Source organism: Traorella massiliensis, assembly GCF_900104665.1.
Classification (GTDB): Bacteria; Bacillota_I; Bacilli_A; order Erysipelotrichales; family Erysipelotrichaceae; genus Traorella; species Traorella massiliensis.
The window spans coordinates 393,445-417,024 of the sequence record NZ_LT629968.1 but is presented as its reverse complement, the minus strand read 5'-3'; the positions used below and the strand labels follow the sequence as shown (position 1 = coordinate 417,024).

Here is a 23,580-nt window from a genome sequence, read left to right as displayed (position 1 = left end):
AGTAAATTCTAGCTTGTGCCGTCACTAAAATATCTTATTAAAAATTACTGGAGGTAGATAAATATGTTTGATAAAATTGGAAAAATAAGTCTAGAAAGAAAATACGGCGAAATTATCCCTATGCAGAAAGCAAAGGAAGATTATCGAGAATTTATGAATCGGAATGAAGCAAGCAGCTGGGGAGAATCTATTTATAAAGAATGGGCAAAAAAATACAAAGAGACGATGAGAAAAGCGGATGAATCCGTCAATGATCCTCTATATACTTCTGTACTTGAGTGCTATCTGGGAAATATGTATCGTGATATCAATCAGGTTCTGAGAAACAACGATCAGGAAAGCATCTATTCTAAATTGACTGATCTAATGAAAATCGTTGTCTGTTCTGCACCTAGAATTCCAGAAAATATCGTTGTATATCGCAGAGTCGATAATCATTTTACTGAAATGCTGGTTCAGGCAAACAAAACAGGAGCAGGATCTGTTTTTCAGGAGAAAGGATTTATGAGTACAGGTCTTGTGGCGAAAACACTGATCGACCGGAAAGGTGAAGTATTTTCAGAATATAAAAATATGCTGAAGATCTATGTAGACAAAGAAACAAAAGGTTTTTATGCTGATGTCATCCATTCAAGAGATGAACAGGAAATGGTGATTTATCCAAACAGCTATCTGAGAATGGTCGAATATCCCTATATGCAGAATGGCATCATGATCTATGAATGTGAGCTTATTACATTTGAAAACTAAAAGAAAGGATGTGTCTATATGAACAATCGATTGGAAGAATTCATTTACGAGAATGGCATTATTATAGAAGAAAACCCGTTTGAAAATGAACCAGCCGAAGAGGAAACGGAATATGAGTGCTGAATTAAACAAGGCACGTCAGCGGTTAGTCGATGAATACCTGAATGCTCTGCAGGAGGATGTGATTCCCTGGCATCAGGAATGGGCAAGCGGAAAAGCTATCAACGGCATTACCAAAAAGCCCTATAACGGAATGAATCAGCTTCTGCTCTCACATATCGCCTATATCAATAACTATAATGATCCAAGATGGATGACGCTTCATCAGGCAAACGAAAAAGGATGGCGTATTAAAGCAGGAGCAAAAGGAACACCCATAGAATTCTGGTCTCTCTATGATGAACTGCAAAGAAAAAATATTTCCATAAAGGAAGCAAATGATCTTATCAGTGCAGATGAAAGCCGAAGAGCATTTATTAAATGGAAAGTTAGAAACTACACTGTATTCAACGGTGAACAGATTACAGGGATTCCAAAATATGAGGAACCGCTATACAAGATAAAGGATCCGCAGCCTTTCATTGACACACTCATTCAGGAAATGGGTGTAACCTATATTGAAGAAGGCGGGCGGGCTTATTACAGTCCTGGCGATGATTCTGTACACATTCCCCCATCAGAACTATTTGAAGATAATTATTCCTATCAGACAACCCGCCTGCATGAGTTATCACACGCAACCGGACATAGCAGCCGTTTAAATCGGCAATTGAGCAACGGATTCGGAACGACTGAATATGCCAAGGAAGAGCTAAGAGCAGAAATTGCTTCTTCATTCATTGCGGCTGATCTCCAGCTCCAGTTCGATCAGAAACACTTAAACAACCATAAAGCATACATACAAAGCTGGATATCGATTCTTCAGAATGATCCAAACGAATTATTTCGAGCAATCAAAGATGCTAATTCAATTTATGACTATGTAGCAAAAACAGGCCATCTTGAAATCTATCAGCTCAAGGAAGGGATCATAAATGATGAGATTCTTGAAGATAGAATAAATACACTTGTGGAAGACGGACTTATCGATCAAAATACAGCAGACCTTGTCATGACCGAACATAAAGAGGCAGTTCTTGAACAATTAAAAAAATGTTCGGTTGAAGAGTTAAAAAGCGAAGATATCTGGTTTGATGTAATTAAAGAGGTTGCTGAAGATATTCATATTTCTGTGAGAAAAGGCAGATAAATTTACCTGGCAATTTGCCAGGTATTTGAATAAAAATCAATATATCTATAAATTGTGATATAATAGTTTCAAAACAGGAGGATTCTTATGAAATTTCAAACCATTGAAGAATTAGATGATAAGTTAAGAGATTTCCGTATCTTGTTTGCATATAACTCTAATAAGATTGAAAACGACAGTATTACCTATCATGACACCAGAGAGATTTTTGAAAAAGGCAGAGTTATATCATTTACAGGAGAATTAAAAACCTTATTTGAAATTGAAAATCAAAAACAATGCTATAATTTTTTAAAGGAGAAAATTATAATTAAAGAAAAAATAGATTTAGGACTCATCAAAGCTATTCATTATGAATTAACAAAAGGTACTTATGATGAATATAGATACAATATTAACGGTGAAAGACCTGGTGAATTTAAAAAACATGATTATGTTACAGGAATCAACGAAGTGGGTAGCCGACCTGAAAATGTTGAGCAGGATCTCATGGATTTACTTCAGGAAATAAATTCCTATAACGGAAAAGATCATATCACTGTAGCGGCTTATTTACATGCAGCGTTTGAAAACATCCATCCCTTTGCCGATGGGAATGGCCGAGTTGGAAGAACTTTATTAAATTACTATCTCATGATTCATGATATTGATCCCATTATCATCTACGAAGAAGATAAAAAAATGTATTACAACGCTTTAGAAAAATTCGACCAGGAGGATAGCGAATTAACTCCATTAATAGATTTTATTTTATATGAGCAGAAAAAAACCTGGTCAAAAAAAGAAAACAGACAGCGAAACCAATCTTTGAATAAATGTTTAGATCAAAAAGCGCTTAAAAATTATGAAAATACAATCGATACTCTTGTTGAAAAAAATCTGATTAGCATTGAAAAAGGAGAACTAATAAAAAACAAATATATAGATGAAATTATTTCTTACATTCAGGAAAGCGGTCATTCTCTTTCTGAAGATGATGATCTTTGGATGGAGGCAATTGATCATGTTCTTCCTTTATCAAAAAAAAGATGAAAATTTTAAATGTTACCTGGCAATTTGCCAGGTATTTTATTTTAAAGACAGAATTGATTTCAGACAAAAGAAAGGAGTGATATGGTGCCGGAACTGATTGGAAAATTCCGTTTTCTCGAAAACGGAAAAGAAGCGCCGGAAGGAAGCCGATTCAAAGGCATACTAACAGCCTCTTCCCTTGTAGGATGGTTTAACTACACTTCAAGAGAAGATGCGGCAGACGAAAGAAAAGACAACCAGTGCAAAGGCGGTTTTCTTGGCTATACTTCTCATGGTGGAAGTGAAAAAACATATACGCATCTTGGATGGCTGAAAGATGAAAACTATACTGAATTCAGAAAAGAGGTTGCTGAGGCATTTTCGGAACAGGGAAATCTGGCATGGGATACTGTCATTTCTATGGAAGATTACGATCTGGCAGATAAATACAATATGCGAACGGTAGACGACTGGGCAAACGCTGTAAGCAAAGCTCTTCCCCGTTTCTTTAAAAGTATAGGTCTTGAACCTTCTAATATGATTTACTGGATGAACTATCACACAAATAAGGATCATCCCCATATTCATTTAACATTTCTTGAACGTACTCAAAGCCGTACTAAAGGAAAAATTACTGAAAAACAGCTCAATACGTTTAAACGCTTCTTTATTGAAGAATTAGGATTAAGAGAGAAACTGGCTGAAAGAGTCGGTACAACATCGGAGGAATATATGAAACAGAAAGACGCATACAGGAATAAAATCATCGAATCCATCAAAAAATCTATGATAGAAGTCAGAACTTTAGAAGGATTATATAAGATGCTTCCAAAATCCGGAAGGCTTCAGTATAACTCGAAAAATATGGCTCCCTATAAAAAACTTATTGACGAACAGATTGAAGAATGCCTGAAACTTGATGGCGTTCGGGAAGTTTATGAAAAATGGTGTGAAACAGTAAATCAGCTTGCATCAGCGATGAACGAATTCGCCGGTCATGATATACAGACCATCAAGGAAGCAGAAATAAAAAATCTTTATACTCTTGTCGGTAATGCAATTTTGAAGGATTATAAAGGCAGACTGGATTTCCAAGTACAGATGGAAGTTGATCCTTCATATATCAAAGAGAATGATTCAACTTTTGAGATCAAAGTACCTTTTCAGCCCATTACTGTGGAAGTCGATAGAAGCAAGATCACTATGCCGGAAAACGGAAATCCGGTAGTTTTGTTTGATGACATCGATTATCAGATTAAGGAATATGGCTCAAAGCAGGATATCTATGCTAACCGTTTACCGATTTCTACTGGCACTATAACGACAAAGGAAGTCCTGAACATATTTAACAGCATCTATAAAAACAAGATATATCGCACAAATATCACGCTTGATTCCCTACCTGGCAATTTGCCAGGTATTTTAATGTCCACTATTTCTACTGAAGAAATTGTGAAAACTGTTGAAGATGGAATTGTAGTCAGACTACCAGGAACTAAAAGCAGTTTTATGATACCAAAAGAAGATATATTTAAAACAGATGACGGGAACTACATTGTTCAGTTTACAAAAGATGAATATATAGTACGGGAACATGAGGACTCTGAAATTCTGAAAAATGACAACATTCTGGAAACACATACTGAATCAAAAGAAAGAATTTTTTCCAATTATCCTGCTCAGCGAACGTTCGATGTGAAGCAGCAGCTCGATACTGCTGAAGAAGAAAAGAAACTTTACTTCAAGCCGTCCATCAAGAAAATGAGATCCTATCGAACTGGACCAGGTTTCACAAATGCATTGAAAAAGGATGTGATGAGGTCTATGAACCGTGATATTGCAGAAAAAGAAAGAGACCTTGATGTCTATCTGCAGCAAAGAAAGGAAATTGGTTAGTTCATGAAAAAAATACTATTCATTCTCATAAGCGGAATCATCATATTTGCATTAAGCATCTTCTTAGGAATTCAGGCGATCAAATTCATATATCTGAAAGATCCAATCGGAATCTCGCTAGACCCCAGCCTTCTGTCACTGCGAGCTGGTGCGTGGGAGTTTACTCTTTTTGTCGGACTTCTGATATGGCTTGGAATCATCTATATGATTCTCACAAGCGGTTCACACAGTAAAAAGAAAAAAAGTAAAGATGATCTGGAAAGTTTTTCTAAATTATCTTCATTACACGAAGCTAAAAAAGGTACTACTCGTCTTTCCTATGATTCGGAAAAACTTTTAGAGCATTCTGCTATGGATGTTGTTGATCAGTGGCTGGATCCTTCCAAACGGCTGATCAACAGTTTTCTTACTCTGCTGCGTGTTGATGATGTTAAAAAACTGAATACAATCAAGACCTGGAATATCGAAGGCAAAAAAGTCCACAAGCGAGGCGGACTGCCCATTTATACACCTCTGATATTCAAGCACCACAGTTATGTAGACTCCGGCGATACGCACACAAAAATATTAGGTATGACAGGATCCGGAAAATCGTTCTCATTAATTCTTCAGCTCATTGAAAATCTGAGAATGACGGGAGAGTCTATGCTGATCAACGATATGAAAGGCGAGCTTTACGATTATACCGCAACTTCTCTAATTCGGGATGGCTATAATGTGATTAAGCTGAATTTCATCGATCCGAAGAACTCGGATGGATGGAACCCTCTAACCTCAATATGGAAAACCTATCAGGAAGCGTATGACCGGTATGAAAAAGAGCTGAAAGACTGGGAACTTAAAAAGGCGGGACTTAGCGGCGGAAGACTGGCCGAACACCTTCTTTCCAAGCCAAGACTTAATGTTTCGGAAGCAAATGAGCAGCTTCTTTCCCTGGCATCTACTCTTTGCTATGATGAAAATACAAAAGATCCTTTCTGGAAGGAAAAGGCAGCAGATCTGATTTCAGGATGTGCATCTTTTTTGATGGAAGAAGGAAAAGAAACGCTGATCAACTTTAAATCAGTAAAGCTGCTGGGACAGCTGGGTTTTGAAACAATTTCTAAAGAACTGCGACAGAAACTGGGAATCAATGTCACCAGTTATCTGAGCTATTACATCAAAAATTTTAGAAAGCCCGATGATTTTAGTTCGATGCAGCTTCGCGACACACTGGATGGTGCTGCGGATACAACAAAAGGAATTCTTTCTACCTTTAACCAGAAATTAAGAATCCTAACCGCAAATGAAGACATCATGAAAATGACATCGCAGACTACATTTAACTTAGAAGATGCCGGCAAAAAGAAAACAGCTATTTTTCTAATTGTTCATGATGAAAAGAAGATCTATCATCCACTGGTCACACTTTTTACTAAACAGCTTTATGAAGCTCTCATTAAAGTCACCCGTGAAACAAAGCATACCGGTGCCGGCGAGTTTCTGCCGATTCCTTTTAACTTTATTATCGACGAATTCGGAAACTGTCCGCCGTTTCAGGATATTGATTCTATTTTAACGGCTGGCAGATCACGAGGCATCCGTTTCTATCTTGCCGTACAGAATGATCAGCAGATTAGCGACAAATATGGTGAAAAAATGGCAGCAACGATTCAGTCCCAGTGTACAAATACTGTATTTCTGATGTCTAACGATCAGAAAACACTAAAGAATTTCAGTGATATGTGCGGTTCGCATCAGGTGTGGGTTCCATCGCAAAAACGATACGAAACAAGACCAGTTATTTCAACCGATCGTCTGCAGCACCTTAATATTGGTGAAGTAGTCATACATCGCCAGAGACGCAATCCATTTATCACGCGTATGCTTGCCTACAACAAATGTGTTTACTACAAAGGAAAGAGAGATTCCGGGCAAGCCTTCCCAAAATTTAAGGAAGTTGCTTACTACAATATTATTGATATGCTGATACAGCGCTTAAAAGAGAAAGGAGACTTAGAAGAAAGTTATGGAACTACAGTTTAAAAATTTTACTATGGAGGCAAAAAAGAAGGAGAATGACGGACTGATTAGCAGTATGACCTTTACTGAGGAAATTGTATCTAATATGGAAACTGAAGATATTGTCTATGACAAATGTATTTTCCAACGAATGAAATTCAGTGGTCTTAGTTTCAGCAATACCATTTTCTCAGAATGTGAGTTTAAATCATGTACATTCAGTGAGTGCAAGGGCCTGGTCTCATTCAATGAGTCAAAATTTGACGATACAAAATTTAATTCCTGTCAGATACCGGCCGCTTCATTTATAAAAGCAGTTTTTGCAAACAGCCAGTTCAACGATACGATTCTTAACAATGCAAATTTCACACTGGCTGATATTTCAGGAGCAGAAGTCAATCAGTGCGAGGTCGAAGGAACGATATTTGAAAAATACGAGAAGAATCAGGAGCAGATACAAAAAAGATTCAATCGTATGGTAAGCCGATGCCTTTTTGAACTGTTTGGTGTTTTTGAGTCCTTTGGAGATCTTTTAGGTGATGAATTTTCTGAGAAATATCTTCCTTTGAAAGAATATATTACTGAAATGCTGGATTCCCAGTTAAACAGCAGACTGATGACGATGAGCAAGGAAGAACTTGAAACAGTGCTGGATAAACACGAGAAAAAAGGAAGCTCCCTTCTTTTAAACAAAGCAAAAGCACCGGATTTTTCAGACCATGATTTTCATTCGTTCAACTTTCAGGATCGCAATCTTTCAGGAATCAATTTCAGCGGATGTGATCTAACCGACTGTATTTTCACCGGATGTGAACTATCCTACTGCAATTTTTCCAATGCTGATCTAAGCAATGCAATTTTGTATGGTGCCCATTTTTATCAGAATGTTTTTGACGGTGCCAAGATGAATGGAATTATACTTGATAAGAAAAATAAGGAAGACTTTATGAAGGCGGGCATCATTCCAAATGAATTACCTGGCAATTTGCCAGGTAGTGAAAGAATGTAGCATGCAGGATATCAAAGAAAAATTTAAAAACATTCCGTTCACCCCTGATCAGTGGCATGAACTCGATTTGGGAAACAGACATGGTATCGATGTAACTGAATTTGCGAATATTCACTTTTCCAGCGAGCAGATGAAAATACTTCGTGAAGCAAAAGAAAACGGTATTGATATTAAGGTCATCTGTTCTCCGGATATTCCCGCTGATGAAATGCGCAAAATTCTTGAACATATCTACAATGAAATGGGATTTTACAATGAACAGTATGAAAGGACTCGAAGAAAGTGGCTGAAAAATATTACCTGGATGATAGTATTGGCAGCATCGGTAATTGCAGTATGCAGTCTCGTCTATCTAAACAAAGACACGATTGCCTTATATTTTGAAAATCTTGAACTCGTTTTAAAAGAACAGGTTGTACAGCTTAAGACAAATGAAGCGTTTAACCCTGGCGACCAGGTAGAATCCTACAGTGAAGATGCTGAACTGCGGATCAATACGAATGACTTTGATTCAGGCACTCCCGGTACATATACGATTGTTTATTCTGTTACGAACGGAAAGAAAACAATATTCAGAAATCTGATCGTCAATGTCATCGATGGAGAGGCTCCCGTTCTCAAGCTTTCTGAAGAAAAAATAGAAATAAAGAAAGGAGATTCTTTCTCCTGTAAAGCCTACATTTCAGAAGTGCGGGATAATATTGATTCGCTGTCAAGTGAAGATGTTGAGTGCAGCAACGTTATAGACTGGGAACAAAGTGAACAGTATGTTGATTATAGTCTTACTGACACATCCGGCAATTCAGCAGAAGAGACACTTCTTGTGCTGATAAAAAAAGAATCTGAGACAGAAACACCACAGAATGGACAAATATCTTCGGGTGGAACAAATTCAGCTTCAGAAAGCCAGAATGAAAGCGGAGGAAGCAATAATTCTACTACAGTTCCATCTTCCCTTCCATCAAAAAAGTTTCTGTTTTCTGATGGCTACATGATGCCGGATCCGAATAATCCAAATGATCCGCTGGATGCGTATAATGCCTGCTCTGCTTATCGAGGAAATCATTCAGGTAAATGCAGCGTGCTTACCGGAGATGATGGCCTATTTATAGGATATGAATATACACCAAGCTAACAACCTGGCAAATTGCCAGGTTGTTTTATTTAAAAACAATTTTAGGAGGAAATTATGAGAAATGGCTTTTTAAGTGAAAAAGAACTCAAGACAGTTTTTTGGGAAAATTACAATCGTACAGGACGCGCACATCGTCACCAGTTTGAATGCCCGCTTCGTGAAGGAGGAGCAGACCTGGTTACTGTTGAACAGTTTCAAGGAAATTATCAGCTTAATGCTTTTGAATTTAAATTAGCTGATATCAAAAAAGTGATCCTTCAGGCAGAAGCAAATGCAGAATACGTCAACAAAAGCTGGATCGTCATTCCGTCCGATAAGGAAAATCTTATCAATGACAAATGGATGAGCTATCTTCAGGAAAAAAAGGTCATTGGTGTCATCTGTGTAGAACCTGGAGGAAGATATAAGATATTATTTCAGCCTCGATTCCAGCAGGTCATGAAATTCAATCAGTCTCTTGTCAATCTCATGATGAAAGGATACTAATTATGAAAGATATCATTACTATTTCGGTCGGGAACGATCGTATTCGAGGACGTGTCAAACAGGCAAACGGAATCGAATACAGTAAAAGAGTCGTACTGCCAAAAGAAGCAGGTATCTATGCTTCTCATATTCTGCTGATTCCGGAGTGTTTCTGCAAGCCTGATCCAAGACAGGAAGGATATACCCTGCTCTACTTTTACGCTGATCGTGAACTGGCTCTCAGCAAATGTGTAACCAACAAAAAAGGCGGAATCGAATATTTTAAGGTAACAACCACACCTCAAAAGCTTGCTGATGCCTTTGATGGAGTATATGTCAATAAAAATATAAATTACTCGGATGAATATGTTAAAAATCTGAAAGAAAATATCAATGTCCTGGATTTCATTCAGGAACGTACAGGATATTCATTTAGAAGACAGGGATCCAATTATTATCGATGCGAACAGCATGATTCCTTTGTTATTGACATGAACAAAAACTGCTTTTACTGGAATTCAGAAGGCAAGAGCGGAGATGCAATCAAATTTCTTACAGGCATAGAAAAGCTTTCATTTCGAAAAGCTATAGAAGAATTGGATAAGTATTATAGAAATCTTCCAGAAGAAAAACGAGAGTTTAAATATGAAGCTGAAGAAAGAAAACCCTTCGTTCTTCCTGAAAAAGCAAATACCAATTACAAGATCAAGGACTATCTGATCAATCAAAGAGGATGCGATGAAGAACTGATAAATAAGCTGATCAGCCAGGGGCTTCTTTATCAGGATAAAAACGGAATGGCCGTATTTGCCTGCAGGAACTGGAAAGGAGAAATCGATGCAGCCTTTACACGTTCGACTTATTCCAGTTTTAAAAATACACAGGAAAGCTCCAATCCATTTACAGGTTATTTTTTAGAAGTGTGTCCAGGAGCTACTAAGCTTGTTCTGACAGAATCCTATATTGATGCCATCAGCTATTATTCAATGGCAAAAGAGTTAAACAAGCCAATTGATTTTAATGTATTAGGTAGTGATTCGTGTAACTGTATCAGTGAAACATTCAGAATCAATTATCTTACAAGACCGGAGATCCACGACTATATCGATACTGTGATCATAGCTTCAGATAATGATAAAGCAGGAAGACAGGTTTATGATAAATTCGTAGAAAAATATCAGCCTTTTTTTACTCGAATCAAAAACTATACATCTGATATTCCTGAATCGAAAGACTGGAATCAGGATCTTATAAACTATAAAGATAATAGAAAGGAAAAAGATAAAACAATCTATTAAATTTACATTTCAATGACTAAACTTTGCTCTTTTTCTTCAAAAAATCCTCATTTGCAAAGAGGATTTTCATAAAAAACACATCCTGTATATTACAATACAGGATGTCAAGCTTTTGATATATGGAATGGTGACATTTTCGCTTAACGAAAGGTGACATTTTCCCTTAATGGCGACAATTGAAAGAATATATATTGAAAAAAAAGGCCAAGATTGCTATAATAATTACAGGTATTATCACTATGACCTGCTGAGTAGCAAAAGTGGTACTGTCTAAACATACTAAGTGACAGTATAATGATGTATGTGGAGTAGAGGATGCCTTAGTTCCGGCTTTAACTACAAAGAAGCACAGATTTTATTGATCTGTGTTTTTTTATTACATTTAAGGAGAAATTTTATGAAATTTTATACAATAAATAAAGAATACATTGATTATTTATATCAGATAGATCCACAGGTCATGAAAGACGATAAGGATAGATCAAGGTTATACGTTGGAATCATTCATCCTGTAAAATGGTTCAATTACCTTATTCCCTTGTCTTCTGCAAAACCAGATAAAGATTATGAAATTCTAGCTGATGGTACTCAGTTTGCAAGATCGGGTTATGACAATTCGGTTAAATACGTTGAATCGTTTTCTCGATATGATAAGCTCGAAGTCTGTGCAAAGCTTATGATGGGTAAAATGATTCCAGTACCTCGTTCAGAATTTAAAGCTGTTCAATTTGATAAAATCAATGATATTCAATACAGATCGCTTGTTATCAAAGAGTATGAATATATTCAAAAGCATAAACATGAAATAAAGAATTTCTGTGAAAATCAGCTTTATAAGTCCATAACCAAAGGAATCGATTATATGAATATCGATAAAGATAAATGCGTTGATTTCAATCTGCTGGAAAATCGTTGCCGTCAATGGGTTTATGATCTTAAAATAGAACAGGAAGATTTTAAAGAATTATTTGATGAACTTGAGTATATGGGCTACTGTGAACAGCAAATTGAAAATATAAAAAAAGACATTTTTTATGGATATGATTTTGATGATATCCGATATAAGATTGAAATGGATCTGTATAAAAGCAAATCAAGATAAAATTTGATTAAAAAATATGGATTTTTTTTTCTTCTTTTGCTATAATATCTATGGGAAATAATCCCGTATTAGTTATCAAAAGCACTACAAAAAACGCTTGCATCTATGTGAGCGTTTTTTGTATATCCTTTTTGTATATCCCATATATATTGAAATAACATATTGCTTATATTCTGTCTACTGTTGCCCTACGGCGTCTCGCACTAAAGTGCTTGCCAGGCAGACAGAAATACACGCAATATGCCTCTTAGAAAATATAGGTACTTCTCTTACCTATTATTGAAAAGGAGGCATATATATGTGCAATGTTGGTTATGTTCGTGTGTCAACCGACGAACAAAGAAAAAGAGGCTATAGTGTTGACGGTCAGAAACAGGAAATTGAGTCAATGGCTGAGCGAAACGAAGAAAAAATTGAGACCTGGTATGTAGATGATGGCTACTCAGGAACGAATGTTCATCGTCCAGAATTGAAAAAAATGTTGAAAGACTGTTCTCGTGGAATGATTAGGAAAATTTATATTGTCGATTCAGATCGTTTGACTAGAGTTCCTGTTCATCGCTATTCTTTTAACAAAGTGTTTTCTAGATTTAATGTAGCAGTAGTAAGTAACTCGTTTGACTGGGATACAAGCACTTTTCAAGGTAGTTTTTCCGGTGATATAAAGACCTTAACAGCATATTATGAAGTATCGCAGGTAAGACCGAGAACCTTGCGTGGCTTAAAGGAAAGCGCCCGTCAAGGAAACTACTCCAAGGGTGGACGCGCACCAAGGGGATATATTAGAGTAAAAAATCCAGCTTCTTCAAAGAGCGGGACAAAGCTTGATAAAAAAGAAGGATACGGATGGGAAAAAATAATACCTAGAATTTTTACTTTTATTGCATATCGTATAGATACAACTCGTTCATTAGCTAGAAAACTTGATAAAGAAAGAGCTGGTGGAATGCGTTGGGATGAAAACGCTGTTGTTAGAATCATCAGAAATCCCATTTACTGGGGATGTTTCGCTTCATGCTGGTACTATCAGGAAAATCATCAGCCTGCCTATGTAACAAAAGAATTAGCTGAATTAGCAAACTCATCTCTTGATTCAGTTACAAAAACAAGAAAATATGATTATGTATATGGTGGTCTTGTGAAATGTGCCGACTGTGGATGTTGGACAAGAAATGATGTAACAGTCAAAGTAAGAAAGAACGTCAAAAAAAATTCCTCCAAAAGAGTATATAAAATATACAAATATTATGAATGCCCCAATTGTTTAAAAAGAATCAATGAAAATAAGCTACACTGTATGGTTTATCCAAGATTACGTGCTGAATGGAAAAACAAGCCACAGGACTTAGAATTATATCTCGAACTTCAAGAAAAAGAAAAACGGCTATTTAAAAGAAAAGATATATTAAACCATGATTATGATAACAATCTTATATCAGATGATGATTACGAGCAAGAAAGAAAAGAGATACTAAAAAACATCAAAAAAATCAAAGCTCAGATCAAAAAAGCTGATAAAGAATATTTTTCGACTTTTTTTCCATTAAGTGAATTAGAGAAAAGATCTATATTTCAAAAATATTATTGTTCTTTAGAATACAGCTATAAGTTTAAAACGATCAATTTATTTAAATTGAATAGATCAAAAAAGAAAAATTAATATTTAATCTTTTTCACATATTTAAGTTTTTTAAAAAAATTACTATACTTTTTTGAACATTTATGATATTATATTTTTGCAAGAAAACTGCATGGACGAAATTTAGTTTCGGAATTGTGCAACTCACTGCTCCATTTACGAAATATAAGCTAATTCGTCCAGCGAATTAGCTTTATTTTTATATCTTTTCCTTACTTAGTAATTTAATGGATGTTGTAACTCATTCTTTTTCCATAAGAAAAATACTTAAAGTGATGAAAATTATAGAAGTTCTTTTTTCTCATATCGAATCATCGTTAAAGCTATCAATATTCCACTGATTACTATCGTTAATACGATCATCACCGGATTAATTGATGCATTGATAATTACATTACGAATATCTGCAAGGGTAAAAATTGACAGATATTTTAGAAACTCTGTGCTTTCTCCCATTTCCGATATAACATTTAAAAAATAACTTGCAAATACGATTCCTAAACTTATTCCAAATGTTTTCTTTGTTTTATGTGCAAAAGTTGATAAGAATAAACATAATGTAAATATGACTACTGAAGTAAATAATGGTGTCATACTTAATAATATGTATGATTTCACATCAAATTCCCCACTTAAGCTTAATCCTATAAAATTAAATATTCCGATCGTTACGATCATTAAGATAATATAGAAAAAACCACAAAAGATCTTATTTAATACGATACTTTTTCTTGTTACCGGTACACTATTTAAGTACTCAATTGTTTTATCACTTTCTTCTTTTACTAAAATATTTGATCCTAAAATACCACTATAAATTCCTGTAATCAAAAGTACAAATATAAAACCTTCTGTCTTAAGCCATCCAAAAGCTGTATCTATACTTGAAATATCCATATTAAATGCTTTTAAAATTTCCTCTGGAAATATTTTTATCATTTCATCGATCATTTCCATATTTTCACTATTTATAATAGATGGATAGACTAAAAACACGATTAAAAATAACCCTATCAAAACAGATGTCCATATTATATAACTTTTAAAATTAATTTTCATTTCTCTTTTAAACATCCTTGATCCCCCTCGTAATAATGTAAAAATACATCTTCAAGTGTTGCTTCTTCAATTAAGATCCTATCAATTTTGTGTTTTGAAAGCTTTTTTATCAATTCATCATGTGGTAAAACATTTCCAAATTTAATCGTATTCCCTTCTTCAAAAATAATATCTATTCTTAAATCTTTGACAATTTCTTTTACTTCTTCTGAAGTTATAGTAACAAATGTCAGACCCTTTTTAGACAAATCTTCTACTTTTTCTATCTTAATTAAATGTCCATCTTTAATGATTCCTACTCTGTCACAAATTTTAGAAACTTCATTTAAAATATGGGTTGAATAAAATATCGTATTCCCTTTTAACTTTTCTTCTTTTAATATATTATAAAATACATTTTGCATGATCGGATCAAGTCCGCTTGTAGGTTCATCTAAGATTAATATTTTAGGTTCATGCACCAAAGCTAAGATAATTCCTAATTTTTTTAAATTCCCCAAGGATAAGTCTTCTATTTTCTTCTTCTCATCGAGTTCTAGTTTTTTTACTAATTCAATTCTTTTTTTATGAATATCTTTTTTATAAAAACTTTCATGATAGTCTAACATTTCTTTAACGGTCAAATCATCATATAAATTAATTTCACTTGGTAAATAGCCTATTTTTTCCTTTATCTCTATATCATCTTTATTAAATTCTTTATTTTCTATCAAAACTTTTCCGCTTGTCTTATTAATTAAATTCATTACAGAGCGAATGGTAGTAGATTTTCCTGATCCATTAGGTCCAATAAAGCCAAATATTTCTCCTTCTTCTAGTGTTAAGGATAAGTTTTCTACTCCTTTTATCTTTCCATAATATTTTGTTAGGTTTTGAATTTCAAGAATCATCTTTTTCATATATTTTCTCCTGTTACATTCTACTCTCAAATGATTTGTTTATCGTATTAATGATATCATTCATAATCTATGCTATTGGAAATATCAAAATTCATTTCTTGTAAACATTGATGACAATATTCGATGATTGAATCTACATTTTCATTTAAATAATGATATAACCTATCAGCAGTGTCTAAAGCCCTGTCATATTCTTCTTTTGTAATGGTATTATCATCAAATGCCATTTGTAGTTCATCTTGATCAATTACATATATCTTCTTTTGTTTTGTTACTACGATATCTAAAAACAGATCATAAAAATATGGATTTTTTAAATCGCCAAAATAATTACCATTTGTAATATCAAAATATAATTCTATTAATTCTTCTTCATCATCATACATAGCAGTCAGCCAGAAATTTTGATTCTTAAAGGCAAACTGTAGCCATACATAATTATCATCAGCAATTTTAATATCTCCAAATTCATAATTTATAACTAATGGCGCAACTAGTTTATTAAATTTAGATAAGCTGACAATCCCTTCTAATCCATCAAATTCAAACTTTTGATATTTATATTCTTTTTCTAAACATCTGTTCAGTTTGTTTTACACATATCTTTTTTCTTAATTATCATAAGACACCTTCTTTATATTTTTAATTTTAAATAATTATCTAAATATTCTCTCCATTCAGGTACATTCTCTTCTTCAAAATAATGGTATAGAAAAGACACCATGATTTCATGACGATGCTTGGCTTCTTTTTTACCTGCTTCAGTCATCATCATTCCTTTTAATTTTAATAATTTTTCAAAGAAATGATTACAGCTGCTCTCAGAACACCTCTGAATATATGTATCAGCATTCAGATTTTCTATAGGAAAGACATCTTTATTGAAAAAAGGTTTACCCTTTTTCATACTATATGTGTAAGCTCTCAGGATACCGGTTGCTCCAATCGCATCACACATGTCCGCATCTGATACAATTCTCCCCTCAATCGTTTTAGGGCGGATCCCTTTTAAGGCTTTGCTGTAGCCAATACAGCTAAGAGCTTCTAGAACCTGTTGCTGGATCTCAGAATCAATTTGTACCTCCTTCATGATTCTTTTCGCATGATTAAGCTCTTGAGCCCCTTCTATTCCAAACAATTTATAATCATCTACATCATGCAATAATGCAATCAAAGCTGTTATTTCTTTATGAGCCTTTTCCTTCTCACAAAATTTTAAAGACAAGTTTAATACTCTTTCTATATGGTCCATACCATGTCCTGACTGTTCATCCTTTAATAATTCCGCTACCAGATATCTTACTTCTTCTATCATTTTTCCTCCTGCTGCCAGCTGTCTTTTATCCGTTATAACTTCATCCATCTGAATATCATATTCATCCGTTTCAAGTTCTTCATTCAAGATCTGTTCATCAAAACATATTCCTATTTTATATATCATTTTACCTTGAAGATAACGATCATAATAGCCGCCACCATAGCCAAGCCTATTCCCTTTTAAATCAAAGCAAAGACCAGGAAGGATCATTAATTCAATATCCTCAGCCTTCACTTTAATACAGCTTTCTTTTGGTTCTTTGATGCCAAAAGCATTTTGATCGATCATATCATCCAGCGTTTGAATTTCATAGAAATCCATCTTTTGTTTATTTACTACTTTAGGAAGATAAACATGTTTATGATCAGCTAAAGCCATTAAAATCATTTCATGAGTATCTGTTTCACTGCCAAAGGAGCTAACTATATAAAAATCAAGAGAATTAGATGAAAAAGTTTGAAAATATAAAATTTCTAGTTTTGTATGTTAGCTGGAGCTGTTCTTTGAAAAGTGAATAGTGATTTGTACTTTTTGGGCATGATGAAAACAACCTTGATGAAGGGAATTTCTAAAATTTGTTTGAAGTTAATTATTTATCTTAACAAATCAGGATTAAATGGCTGATTCGTAGTGACTAAATGATAGATAACTCTAAGCAGCTTTCTTACACAGTGTCCTTGAGCACAGCGATGTCCCTTGCCTTGAGAGATCTTAAGCTGATAGTATTCCTTGAATACAGGATTGCATCGAATAACTGTCAGTATGATCTGATACAAGGTCTTTCGAAGATACTTTGATCCTTTCTTGGCAATAGCTGTATGCTGTGCAGCAAACTGACTTGATTCGTAATGGTAAGGGGCCACCCCTGCAGCCTTTATGATTTTTCTTGCATTAGAATAGTTGCTTATATCTCCTAATTCCGCTAAAATAGAAGTACCAGAGAAATGAGAAATTCCTGGTATGGAGAGGATAGGAGAGTTTGTCTTGAGCGAGAACTCTTCTATTTTTTTATCTATTTCAGTAATTTGCTCATGGATCAATTCTATTTGATCGACCAGATGTCTGATCTGAATAACGTCTGCTGATGAAGGAATTCCAACAGAGGATTTTGCACGATCCTTAAGCATTTCAGGGGTTAAAGAAATACGTCTTCCTCTGCCTTTGTATTCAAAGCATCGACGAATCCTTCTTATATCAGCATTAGCGATAGCTTCAGCACTGCCAAAAGTTTTAAGCACCGCCATATATACACGGCTATATTTGGAATCAAACAGACTGTTGAATTCAGGGAATACAATATCAATACACCTTTGCAGGCGGTTTGAGTAGACATTGAGCTCTTCCTTCAGATTATGATGATGTCTGGTTAACTGTTTCTGTTCATAAAGATCGAAGCTGTTAACTTTCGTGATACGATACTGCTTTTTACGTTCTGGAGTATCCAGGACATCACAAATAGTCAAAGTGTCGAGCTTATCATTTTTGGTAATACCACCTTGCATTTTACGGGAAAAATCAGTGGTTGTAGGATTGATAAGAGCAACGGAGAAGTTTCTATCCAGAAGAAATCTCAACAAAGCAAAATGATAGTGTCCGGTATCTTCCATACCAATTAAGATAGATTTTTTAGAGTAAGGTTTAAGATTTTGAATAAGCAGATCAAAGCCATGTTTATCATTAGAGAAAGAAGCAGGGTGAACGATAAGTTCTCCGGTATCTTTATCCATGATACAAAAGAAGTGTTTATTCTTTCCAATGTCGATTCCAACTAATTTCATGATATAAAATCCTTTCTTTAAAATACGTGAAAATGGTATCCACAACACTTAAACCACAAAACCTGGTTCAAAATACGAATTCAAAGACTCATCTAACTCATCATTATTTAGGAATAAGGTGTGGTAAGAACCTCCTTAAAGTAGTCAAGCCACAAGGAATAATACAAATCCACATTCACATTATTCAATTTTACAGATTAACAAAACCGTAATCAACCACGGTTTAAAGGGTTGATAGAAAGGAAAAGTATACTGTAAATGACTATTAAATGAGTCATTTATAATATACCAGGAATAAAAAGCTATATGATTTGATTGCTGATAATTGAAATGATTTTTAAGTTTATTGGCTATCTGTAAAGATTTCATTGCTTTATCAGGAATACCCTTACGAATTTGTTTATATTTTTTCCTTAATTTCTGTTTCATTTTCTTACCTTGACCCTATCATCATCTCTCAAATAACCTACCAGCATTGTCGACGCATCATCGTGCTGCTTCATATTCTTGATGACCACTGATTCATCATAATTCGCATAACAATAGCGACATAGATGAGAACAGCAGTTATACGTTCCTATATCAGCCATTTCTACACAATTACACTTCTTTCCTCTTGCATTCCATCGTTTATATTTTTTATGTGTTAACTGAAAAGCCAATTCTTTAGATATACAGTCAGAACGGATAAAACCATATTCACATAAATGATGCTCCTCAGCACAGGTTTGTACGCTCATACCATGTGCTTTGGCACTCTGTGCAAATGAAAGACCAATTCTTTGATATTCATCTTCACCTAAAGGATGATCTTTTAATATATGCCGATTTTTTTGTACATTTTTATACTCATCAAGAAAAGATATAATGATATGTTCCACATAGCCATCAAGTAACGTACACATTCTCTCAAAAGCACGAATATGATAATCAATCGTATAAACATCACTGATAAAAATTGGATCATACCGCACATAGATATTTTCTTTAGGGATACTTTTAGAAAGCTCTTTGATTCCTTTGATGATTAATCTTTTATCGATTACATTCGGTTCAATATCTTTTTTATAAGGAGTTAAGGTTATATGAAAAAGAATCGGCTGATGTATTTTAGAAAGATGAGGCAGGATAGGAAGTGGATTTTTTGTACAAAACATGATCGCATCTACATTTTCAAAATAAATACGACTAACAAAAGTAGGATAAAATGGATTGCGTACATCAACAAATCCTTCTTCATATCGTTTCATAAACCAGTCTGTATAAAAAGCTACAATATCACATCGTCCACTGACATTCAGTATCATATTTTCTCCTTTAGATTAAGAAAAAAGCCTATTTACATAGACTTTATATCTTCATTCAATAATAAATCAGCTGCCATCCAGTCATCTAAAATATCAGCTATTTCACCAGTTTCATCCACAAATCCGCTCATTTCTAAAAAGTCGGCTATCTGACTTTGTTTCATCAATGAACGTTTAACCATACTTCGATCAGACAAAATCTGATCCTGTGAATAAGTTTTATTTTTCTTTATAAAAAAACGATCGCAGTGATTCTCTATTTTATCAATCAGCTCTTCTGAATATTTTTTTTCTAAATTATAAAAAATGATCGCTGTTGAAAAAAGATAGGAAGGATAATAAAGTTTATCATCATGAAAATGTTCCGCCATGTAATGAGCCCTGTTCAAAGAAGTTTCACAACAGATAAACCCCATGACATCCGGCTTTGGCTTTTTTTTAAAGAATTTCATAACTATGCCGTCAGTTTTTCTTTCACAAGAGCATCCACTTCATTAAAGATTTCTGGATTGTTCTTCAAATAATTCTTAGCAGCATCTCTTCCCTGAGCAATCTTTTCGCCTTTATATGAGAACCAGGAACCACTTTTCTGAATGATATCGTAGTCAACTGCCAAATCCAGAAGTTCCGCAACATAACTGATTCCCTGACCATACATGATTTCTACTACCGCTGTTTTAAATGGCGGAGCCACTTTATTTTTGACTACCTTTACATTTACCTTATTTCCAACGATTTCAGTACCATTTTTAATAGCTTCAGATTTTCGAATATCCAAACGAACAGACGCATAAAACTTCAAAGCTCTTCCACCTGGTGTCGTTTCTGGATTTCCAAACATGATGCCTACCTTTTCACGTAACTGGTTGATAAAAATGGCTGTACATTCACTGCGATTCATAACACCGGCTAATTTTCTCATTGCCTTAGACATCAAACGTGCTTGTAATCCTACATGAGCATCACTCATTTCACCATCTAATTCTGCCTGGGGCACCAAAGCCGCTACAGAGTCAATAACGACTAAATCAATCGCTCCTGATTTGATCAAAAGCTCTGTGATCTCCAAGGCCTGTTCCCCTGAATCTGGCTGAGACAAAATCAAATCATCGATCTGAACACCTAGATTTTGTGCATATACAGGATCAATGGCATTTTCCGCATCAATAAAAGCGGCTCTTCCGCCTTTTTTCTGAACCTCAGCAATCGCATGAAGAGCAAGGGTTGTTTTTCCGCTTGATTCCGGACCATATATTTCTATGATTCTTCCTTTTGGAAAACCACCGATTCCTAAAGCCTGATCAATTTTTAATGAACCGGAACTGATTGCATCCACATCTACGCTTGCACGATCTCCCAGTTTCATGATCGATCCTTTACCGTATTGTTTTTCAATTTGGGCGATCGTATCTTTCAATAACGCTTCGGATTTATCTTTTTCCTTATCTTTATCCATACTTATGAAACCTCCTACTCTTTTATATGCACTCTTTTGTCATATTTCCCAAAATTTCTTTAATTTTTTTTATACTTTCTTCAATTACACGATGACGAATCTCATTTCGGCTTCCTTTAAGCATATATTCAAAGCAGAAAACCTCATCTTTAAAAGCTACTCCACAATAGACACAGCCAACCGGCTTATTGTCACAAACATCAGGCCCCGCATTTCCTGTATAAGAGATGCATAGATCCACATTCATTAGCTTTTGCGTATGTATAGCCATTTCACGAGCTACCTCTTCACTGACCACACCTTTATCAGCAATCAGTTTTGGATCGACACCAACAATTCTTTCTTTGATTTCATTGCTGTAGGTAACAATGCTTCCTTTATAAACAGCACTAATGCCACTAAAATCACATAACATAGCTGCTAATAACCCGCCTGTACAGGACTCACAGGTAGCAATCGTAATTTTTTTTTCTTTTAACAGTTCAACAAATTTTTCCATTACATTGTTTCCATAATATATTTTTTCATCTGCATAAAATAACTAAATCCGCTGGCGACTGAAACAAGCATCGAAAACCAAAGCATAAATTCAGCCATCGGAAAACGCCATAATTCAAATGGCAAATTATTTAAAAGCACTAAAATAATCGTGATCATCTGACTGACTGTCTTGATCTTTCCAAGCATTCCCGCCGCAACGACGATCCCCTTGCTCGCTGTGCTCATACGCATTCCATCTACGATCGTATCACGCCAGATCATTACAATGACCGGTACGATAGGTACCATACCATAACATACAAACATGATCAGCATCGTATTTACAAGCAGCTTATCAGCAATAGGATCAATGAATTTTCCAAAAGAAGTCACCAGATGATTTTTTCGAGCAATTTGGCCATCTAAATAATCTGTAAATGAAGCTACACAAAACAGGACTAGCACCAAAATATTTTTTAACGAAAGACTTACGATTCCAAAAGTAAATTCAGGCATCGCAATATTCAGCTGGGCATACGGAAAGATCCACACAAGAACGATCAAAGGCACTAATGCCATTCTGAAACAGGAAAGTTTATTCGGCAGGTTCACTCGTATTTCCTCCAATCGTAAAGTTTATTTCTTGAACTCCTGTTGAATTAGCAATCGATTCATCGATCACTACTTCTTGATCATCAACAAACATCTTCGTACCGGCAAAATAACCAAAACGCAGATTTAAATCAGTATTGCTGGCTGGATCAAGCTCAATTTCAAGCGTTGTACCAGCATCATACACTCTTGCTTCCGGAGTGCTCAGTTCTGTGCCATCCAAAATAGCACGAAACCAGGAATTAGAAGCAAATTCTATTCTTAAGATGAATTTGTCTTCCGCATTCTCAATGACATAATCACCCACTTGTTCAGCCGCAACTGCTTCAATTTCTTTCACTTCTACCGGTTCCTCAGGCTGATCTACTTGTGGCTTGTCATCTGTTGTATCATCTTCAGGTGGAGTCACATCAGCAATTGGCTCATCATTTCCTGGAGCAAACTGTCGTGTTAAATAATAACCGCCTACTGTAGCCAGACAAATAATAACCAAAGCAATAACAGCAACAAAACTGATCAAAGAAAAATCAATCTTGCGTTCTACCTTCTTTGCAGGATTTCGTTTTTTATATTCATTGACCCTTTGCGTTGATTTCTCACGAATATTTTTTTCTGATTCGCTCTGTGCACGAAGCTGATCTGCCTGAAATGACATCGTATAACTATTGATACTGTCACTAAGCTGTGATTTCACTTCATGATAATCAATTCCTATCGCATTGCAATAAGATTGAATAAAAAACTGGAGATAGGAAAGATCGTCCTTAAAAGCATCCAGATTTCCTTCTTCAATCGCTTTGATCCTCACAGCAGGCATTCTTGTCTTTTCTGCTATCTGATCAATCGTGATTCCTTTTTCAAGTCTTTTTTGTTTTAAAAATTCTCCGATTTCTTTCATAGTCTACAATCACCTTTTTATTCCACAATATTATAACATGTCACCCTAGACATTTCAACGAACAAGACAGATTTGAATAGGAACTTCAAATTCTTTTGATTATTAGTATAAAATTGTTTTAATACGCAGTAGATTATATCATATTTTTTATTAAAATGATATTCTTTTTTTGTTTTTTATTTATATTTTTTCATTTTACACAAAAAAAACCTCGCTTG

Annotated in this window: 22 protein-coding genes; 11 read left to right on the top strand and 11 right to left on the bottom strand. The window is 34.9% G+C overall.

Annotated elements, in window-relative coordinates; translation table 11 throughout:
* Positions 1 to 63 precede the first annotated feature (63 nt).
* From BQ5367_RS06490 to BQ5367_RS06440, 11 genes are all read left to right on the top strand, one after another.
* On the top strand, positions 64 to 750 hold the full coding sequence (locus tag BQ5367_RS06490) for an ADP-ribosyltransferase (RefSeq protein WP_071441714.1): 687 nt from the start codon (positions 64 to 66) through the stop codon (positions 748 to 750).
* A 112-nt stretch (positions 751 to 862) separates the two neighbouring features.
* Positions 863 to 1,999, top strand: a complete 1,137-nt coding sequence (locus BQ5367_RS06485; protein ID WP_071441713.1) for an ArdC family protein — start codon at positions 863 to 865, stop codon at positions 1,997 to 1,999.
* An 87-nt stretch (positions 2,000 to 2,086) separates the two neighbouring features.
* Positions 2,087 to 3,031, top strand: a complete 945-nt coding sequence (locus BQ5367_RS06480; protein WP_071441712.1) for a Fic family protein — start codon at positions 2,087 to 2,089, stop codon at positions 3,029 to 3,031.
* An 81-nt stretch (positions 3,032 to 3,112) separates the two neighbouring features.
* Positions 3,113 to 4,906, top strand: a complete 1,794-nt coding sequence (gene mobL / locus BQ5367_RS06475) for a relaxase MobL (protein ID WP_071441711.1) — start codon at positions 3,113 to 3,115, stop codon at positions 4,904 to 4,906.
* A 3-nt stretch (positions 4,907 to 4,909) separates the two neighbouring features.
* A complete protein-coding gene (locus BQ5367_RS06470) occupies positions 4,910 to 6,931 on the top strand; it encodes a type IV secretory system conjugative DNA transfer family protein (protein WP_071441710.1) in 2,022 nt (673 codons plus the stop codon).
* Complete coding sequence (locus BQ5367_RS06465; RefSeq protein ID WP_071441709.1) at positions 6,915 to 7,916, top strand: pentapeptide repeat-containing protein; 1,002 nt, start codon at positions 6,915 to 6,917, stop codon at positions 7,914 to 7,916. The genes BQ5367_RS06470 and BQ5367_RS06465 overlap by 17 nt, the downstream gene beginning before the upstream one ends.
* Positions 7,876 to 9,051, top strand: a complete 1,176-nt coding sequence (locus tag BQ5367_RS06460; RefSeq protein ID WP_143052357.1) for a DUF5011 domain-containing protein — start codon at positions 7,876 to 7,878, stop codon at positions 9,049 to 9,051. The genes BQ5367_RS06465 and BQ5367_RS06460 overlap by 41 nt, the downstream gene beginning before the upstream one ends.
* A gap of 54 nt (positions 9,052 to 9,105) precedes the next feature.
* Positions 9,106 to 9,537, top strand: a complete 432-nt coding sequence (locus BQ5367_RS06455; protein WP_071441707.1) for a hypothetical protein — start codon at positions 9,106 to 9,108, stop codon at positions 9,535 to 9,537.
* A 2-nt stretch (positions 9,538 to 9,539) separates the two neighbouring features.
* Complete coding sequence (locus BQ5367_RS06450) at positions 9,540 to 10,814, top strand: toprim domain-containing protein (RefSeq protein WP_071441706.1); 1,275 nt, start codon at positions 9,540 to 9,542, stop codon at positions 10,812 to 10,814.
* 397 nt (positions 10,815 to 11,211) lie between these two features.
* Positions 11,212 to 11,916: a type III toxin-antitoxin system ToxN/AbiQ family toxin gene (locus tag BQ5367_RS06445; protein WP_071441705.1), complete on the top strand. Its 705-nt coding sequence runs from the start codon at positions 11,212 to 11,214 to the stop codon at positions 11,914 to 11,916.
* A gap of 298 nt (positions 11,917 to 12,214) precedes the next feature.
* Positions 12,215 to 13,576 carry a recombinase family protein gene (locus tag BQ5367_RS06440; RefSeq protein WP_071441704.1) on the top strand — a complete coding sequence of 454 codons (1,362 nt, stop codon included), beginning with the start codon at positions 12,215 to 12,217 and terminating at the stop codon, positions 13,574 to 13,576.
* Between the two features lie 261 nt (positions 13,577 to 13,837).
* On the opposite strand, the gene BQ5367_RS06435 is transcribed toward BQ5367_RS06440, so the two are convergent.
* The 11 genes from BQ5367_RS06435 to BQ5367_RS06380 all read right to left on the bottom strand — a co-directional run bounded on the left by BQ5367_RS06435 (position 13,838) and on the right by BQ5367_RS06380 (position 23,362).
* Positions 13,838 to 14,629: an ABC transporter permease subunit gene (locus BQ5367_RS06435; protein WP_071441703.1), complete on the bottom strand. Its 792-nt coding sequence runs from the start codon at positions 14,627 to 14,629 to the stop codon at positions 13,838 to 13,840.
* Positions 14,611 to 15,513 (bottom strand): ABC transporter ATP-binding protein, encoded by a 903-nt coding sequence (locus BQ5367_RS06430; protein WP_202615276.1) that lies wholly within the window; start codon positions 15,511 to 15,513, stop codon positions 14,611 to 14,613. Before BQ5367_RS06430 ends, BQ5367_RS06435 begins: the two co-directional genes overlap by 19 nt.
* Positions 15,514 to 15,569: 56 nt before the next feature.
* Positions 15,570 to 15,965: a DUF402 domain-containing protein gene (locus tag BQ5367_RS13810; protein ID WP_268874443.1), complete on the bottom strand. Its 396-nt coding sequence runs from the start codon at positions 15,963 to 15,965 to the stop codon at positions 15,570 to 15,572.
* A gap of 182 nt (positions 15,966 to 16,147) precedes the next feature.
* Positions 16,148 to 17,257, bottom strand: a complete 1,110-nt coding sequence (locus tag BQ5367_RS06420; protein WP_268874442.1) for a 5-formyltetrahydrofolate cyclo-ligase — start codon at positions 17,255 to 17,257, stop codon at positions 16,148 to 16,150.
* 167 nt (positions 17,258 to 17,424) lie between these two features.
* Positions 17,425 to 18,609 (bottom strand): IS110 family RNA-guided transposase, encoded by a 1,185-nt coding sequence (locus BQ5367_RS06415; RefSeq protein WP_071440703.1) that lies wholly within the window; start codon positions 18,607 to 18,609, stop codon positions 17,425 to 17,427.
* Between the two features lie 425 nt (positions 18,610 to 19,034).
* The gene (locus BQ5367_RS06405; RefSeq protein ID WP_071441699.1) at positions 19,035 to 19,916 is read right to left on the bottom strand and encodes a DUF1848 domain-containing protein; all 882 of its coding nucleotides are present in this window, start codon (positions 19,914 to 19,916) and stop codon (positions 19,035 to 19,037) included.
* Between the two features lie 32 nt (positions 19,917 to 19,948).
* The gene (locus BQ5367_RS06400) at positions 19,949 to 20,368 is read right to left on the bottom strand and encodes a hypothetical protein (protein WP_071441698.1); all 420 of its coding nucleotides are present in this window, start codon (positions 20,366 to 20,368) and stop codon (positions 19,949 to 19,951) included.
* A 2-nt stretch (positions 20,369 to 20,370) separates the two neighbouring features.
* A complete protein-coding gene (gene recA / locus BQ5367_RS06395) occupies positions 20,371 to 21,372 on the bottom strand; it encodes a recombinase RecA (RefSeq protein ID WP_071441697.1) in 1,002 nt (333 codons plus the stop codon).
* Positions 21,373 to 21,394: 22 nt separating this feature from the next.
* On the bottom strand, positions 21,395 to 21,871 hold the full coding sequence (locus BQ5367_RS06390; protein ID WP_071441696.1) for a CinA family protein: 477 nt from the start codon (positions 21,869 to 21,871) through the stop codon (positions 21,395 to 21,397).
* Positions 21,871 to 22,464, bottom strand: a complete 594-nt coding sequence (gene pgsA, locus BQ5367_RS06385) for a CDP-diacylglycerol--glycerol-3-phosphate 3-phosphatidyltransferase (protein ID WP_071441695.1) — start codon at positions 22,462 to 22,464, stop codon at positions 21,871 to 21,873. Before pgsA ends, BQ5367_RS06390 begins: the two co-directional genes overlap by 1 nt.
* Positions 22,448 to 23,362, bottom strand: coding sequence for a helix-turn-helix domain-containing protein (locus BQ5367_RS06380; protein WP_071441694.1), 915 nt, complete (start codon positions 23,360 to 23,362; stop codon positions 22,448 to 22,450). The genes pgsA and BQ5367_RS06380 overlap by 17 nt, the downstream gene beginning before the upstream one ends.
* Between the last annotated feature and the right edge of the window lie 218 nt (positions 23,363 to 23,580).

Excerpts from the sequence above, each read along its gene's own strand:
- BQ5367_RS06470 (WP_071441710.1), top strand. The coding sequence starts at position 4,910 with ATGAAAAAAATACTATTCATTCTCATAAGCGGAATCATCATATTTGCA.
- BQ5367_RS06405 (WP_071441699.1), bottom strand. The coding sequence starts at position 19,916 with ATGATACTGAATGTCAGTGGACGATGTGATATTGTAGCTTTTTATACA.
- BQ5367_RS06430 (WP_202615276.1), bottom strand. The coding sequence starts at position 15,513 with ATGAAAAAGATGATTCTTGAAATTCAAAACCTAACAAAATATTATGGA.
- BQ5367_RS06435 (WP_071441703.1), bottom strand. The coding sequence starts at position 14,629 with ATGTTTAAAAGAGAAATGAAAATTAATTTTAAAAGTTATATAATATGG.
- mobL (WP_071441711.1), top strand. The coding sequence starts at position 3,113 with ATGGTGCCGGAACTGATTGGAAAATTCCGTTTTCTCGAAAACGGAAAA.
- recA (WP_071441697.1), bottom strand. The coding sequence starts at position 21,372 with ATGGATAAAGATAAGGAAAAAGATAAATCCGAAGCGTTATTGAAAGAT.
- BQ5367_RS06480 (WP_071441712.1), top strand. The coding sequence starts at position 2,087 with ATGAAATTTCAAACCATTGAAGAATTAGATGATAAGTTAAGAGATTTC.
- BQ5367_RS06415 (WP_071440703.1), bottom strand. The coding sequence starts at position 18,609 with ATGAAATTAGTTGGAATCGACATTGGAAAGAATAAACACTTCTTTTGT.
- BQ5367_RS06465 (WP_071441709.1), top strand. The coding sequence starts at position 6,915 with ATGGAACTACAGTTTAAAAATTTTACTATGGAGGCAAAAAAGAAGGAG.
- BQ5367_RS06440 (WP_071441704.1), top strand. The coding sequence starts at position 12,215 with ATGTGCAATGTTGGTTATGTTCGTGTGTCAACCGACGAACAAAGAAAA.
- BQ5367_RS06445 (WP_071441705.1), top strand. The coding sequence starts at position 11,212 with ATGAAATTTTATACAATAAATAAAGAATACATTGATTATTTATATCAG.
- BQ5367_RS06490 (WP_071441714.1), top strand. The coding sequence starts at position 64 with ATGTTTGATAAAATTGGAAAAATAAGTCTAGAAAGAAAATACGGCGAA.
- BQ5367_RS06485 (WP_071441713.1), top strand. The coding sequence starts at position 863 with ATGAGTGCTGAATTAAACAAGGCACGTCAGCGGTTAGTCGATGAATAC.
- BQ5367_RS06460 (WP_143052357.1), top strand. The coding sequence starts at position 7,876 with ATGAATTACCTGGCAATTTGCCAGGTAGTGAAAGAATGTAGCATGCAG.
- BQ5367_RS06450 (WP_071441706.1), top strand. The coding sequence starts at position 9,540 with ATGAAAGATATCATTACTATTTCGGTCGGGAACGATCGTATTCGAGGA.
- BQ5367_RS06455 (WP_071441707.1), top strand. The coding sequence starts at position 9,106 with ATGAGAAATGGCTTTTTAAGTGAAAAAGAACTCAAGACAGTTTTTTGG.
- BQ5367_RS06380 (WP_071441694.1), bottom strand. The coding sequence starts at position 23,362 with ATGAAAGAAATCGGAGAATTTTTAAAACAAAAAAGACTTGAAAAAGGA.
- BQ5367_RS06390 (WP_071441696.1), bottom strand. The coding sequence starts at position 21,871 with ATGGAAAAATTTGTTGAACTGTTAAAAGAAAAAAAAATTACGATTGCT.
- BQ5367_RS06400 (WP_071441698.1), bottom strand. The coding sequence starts at position 20,368 with ATGAAATTCTTTAAAAAAAAGCCAAAGCCGGATGTCATGGGGTTTATC.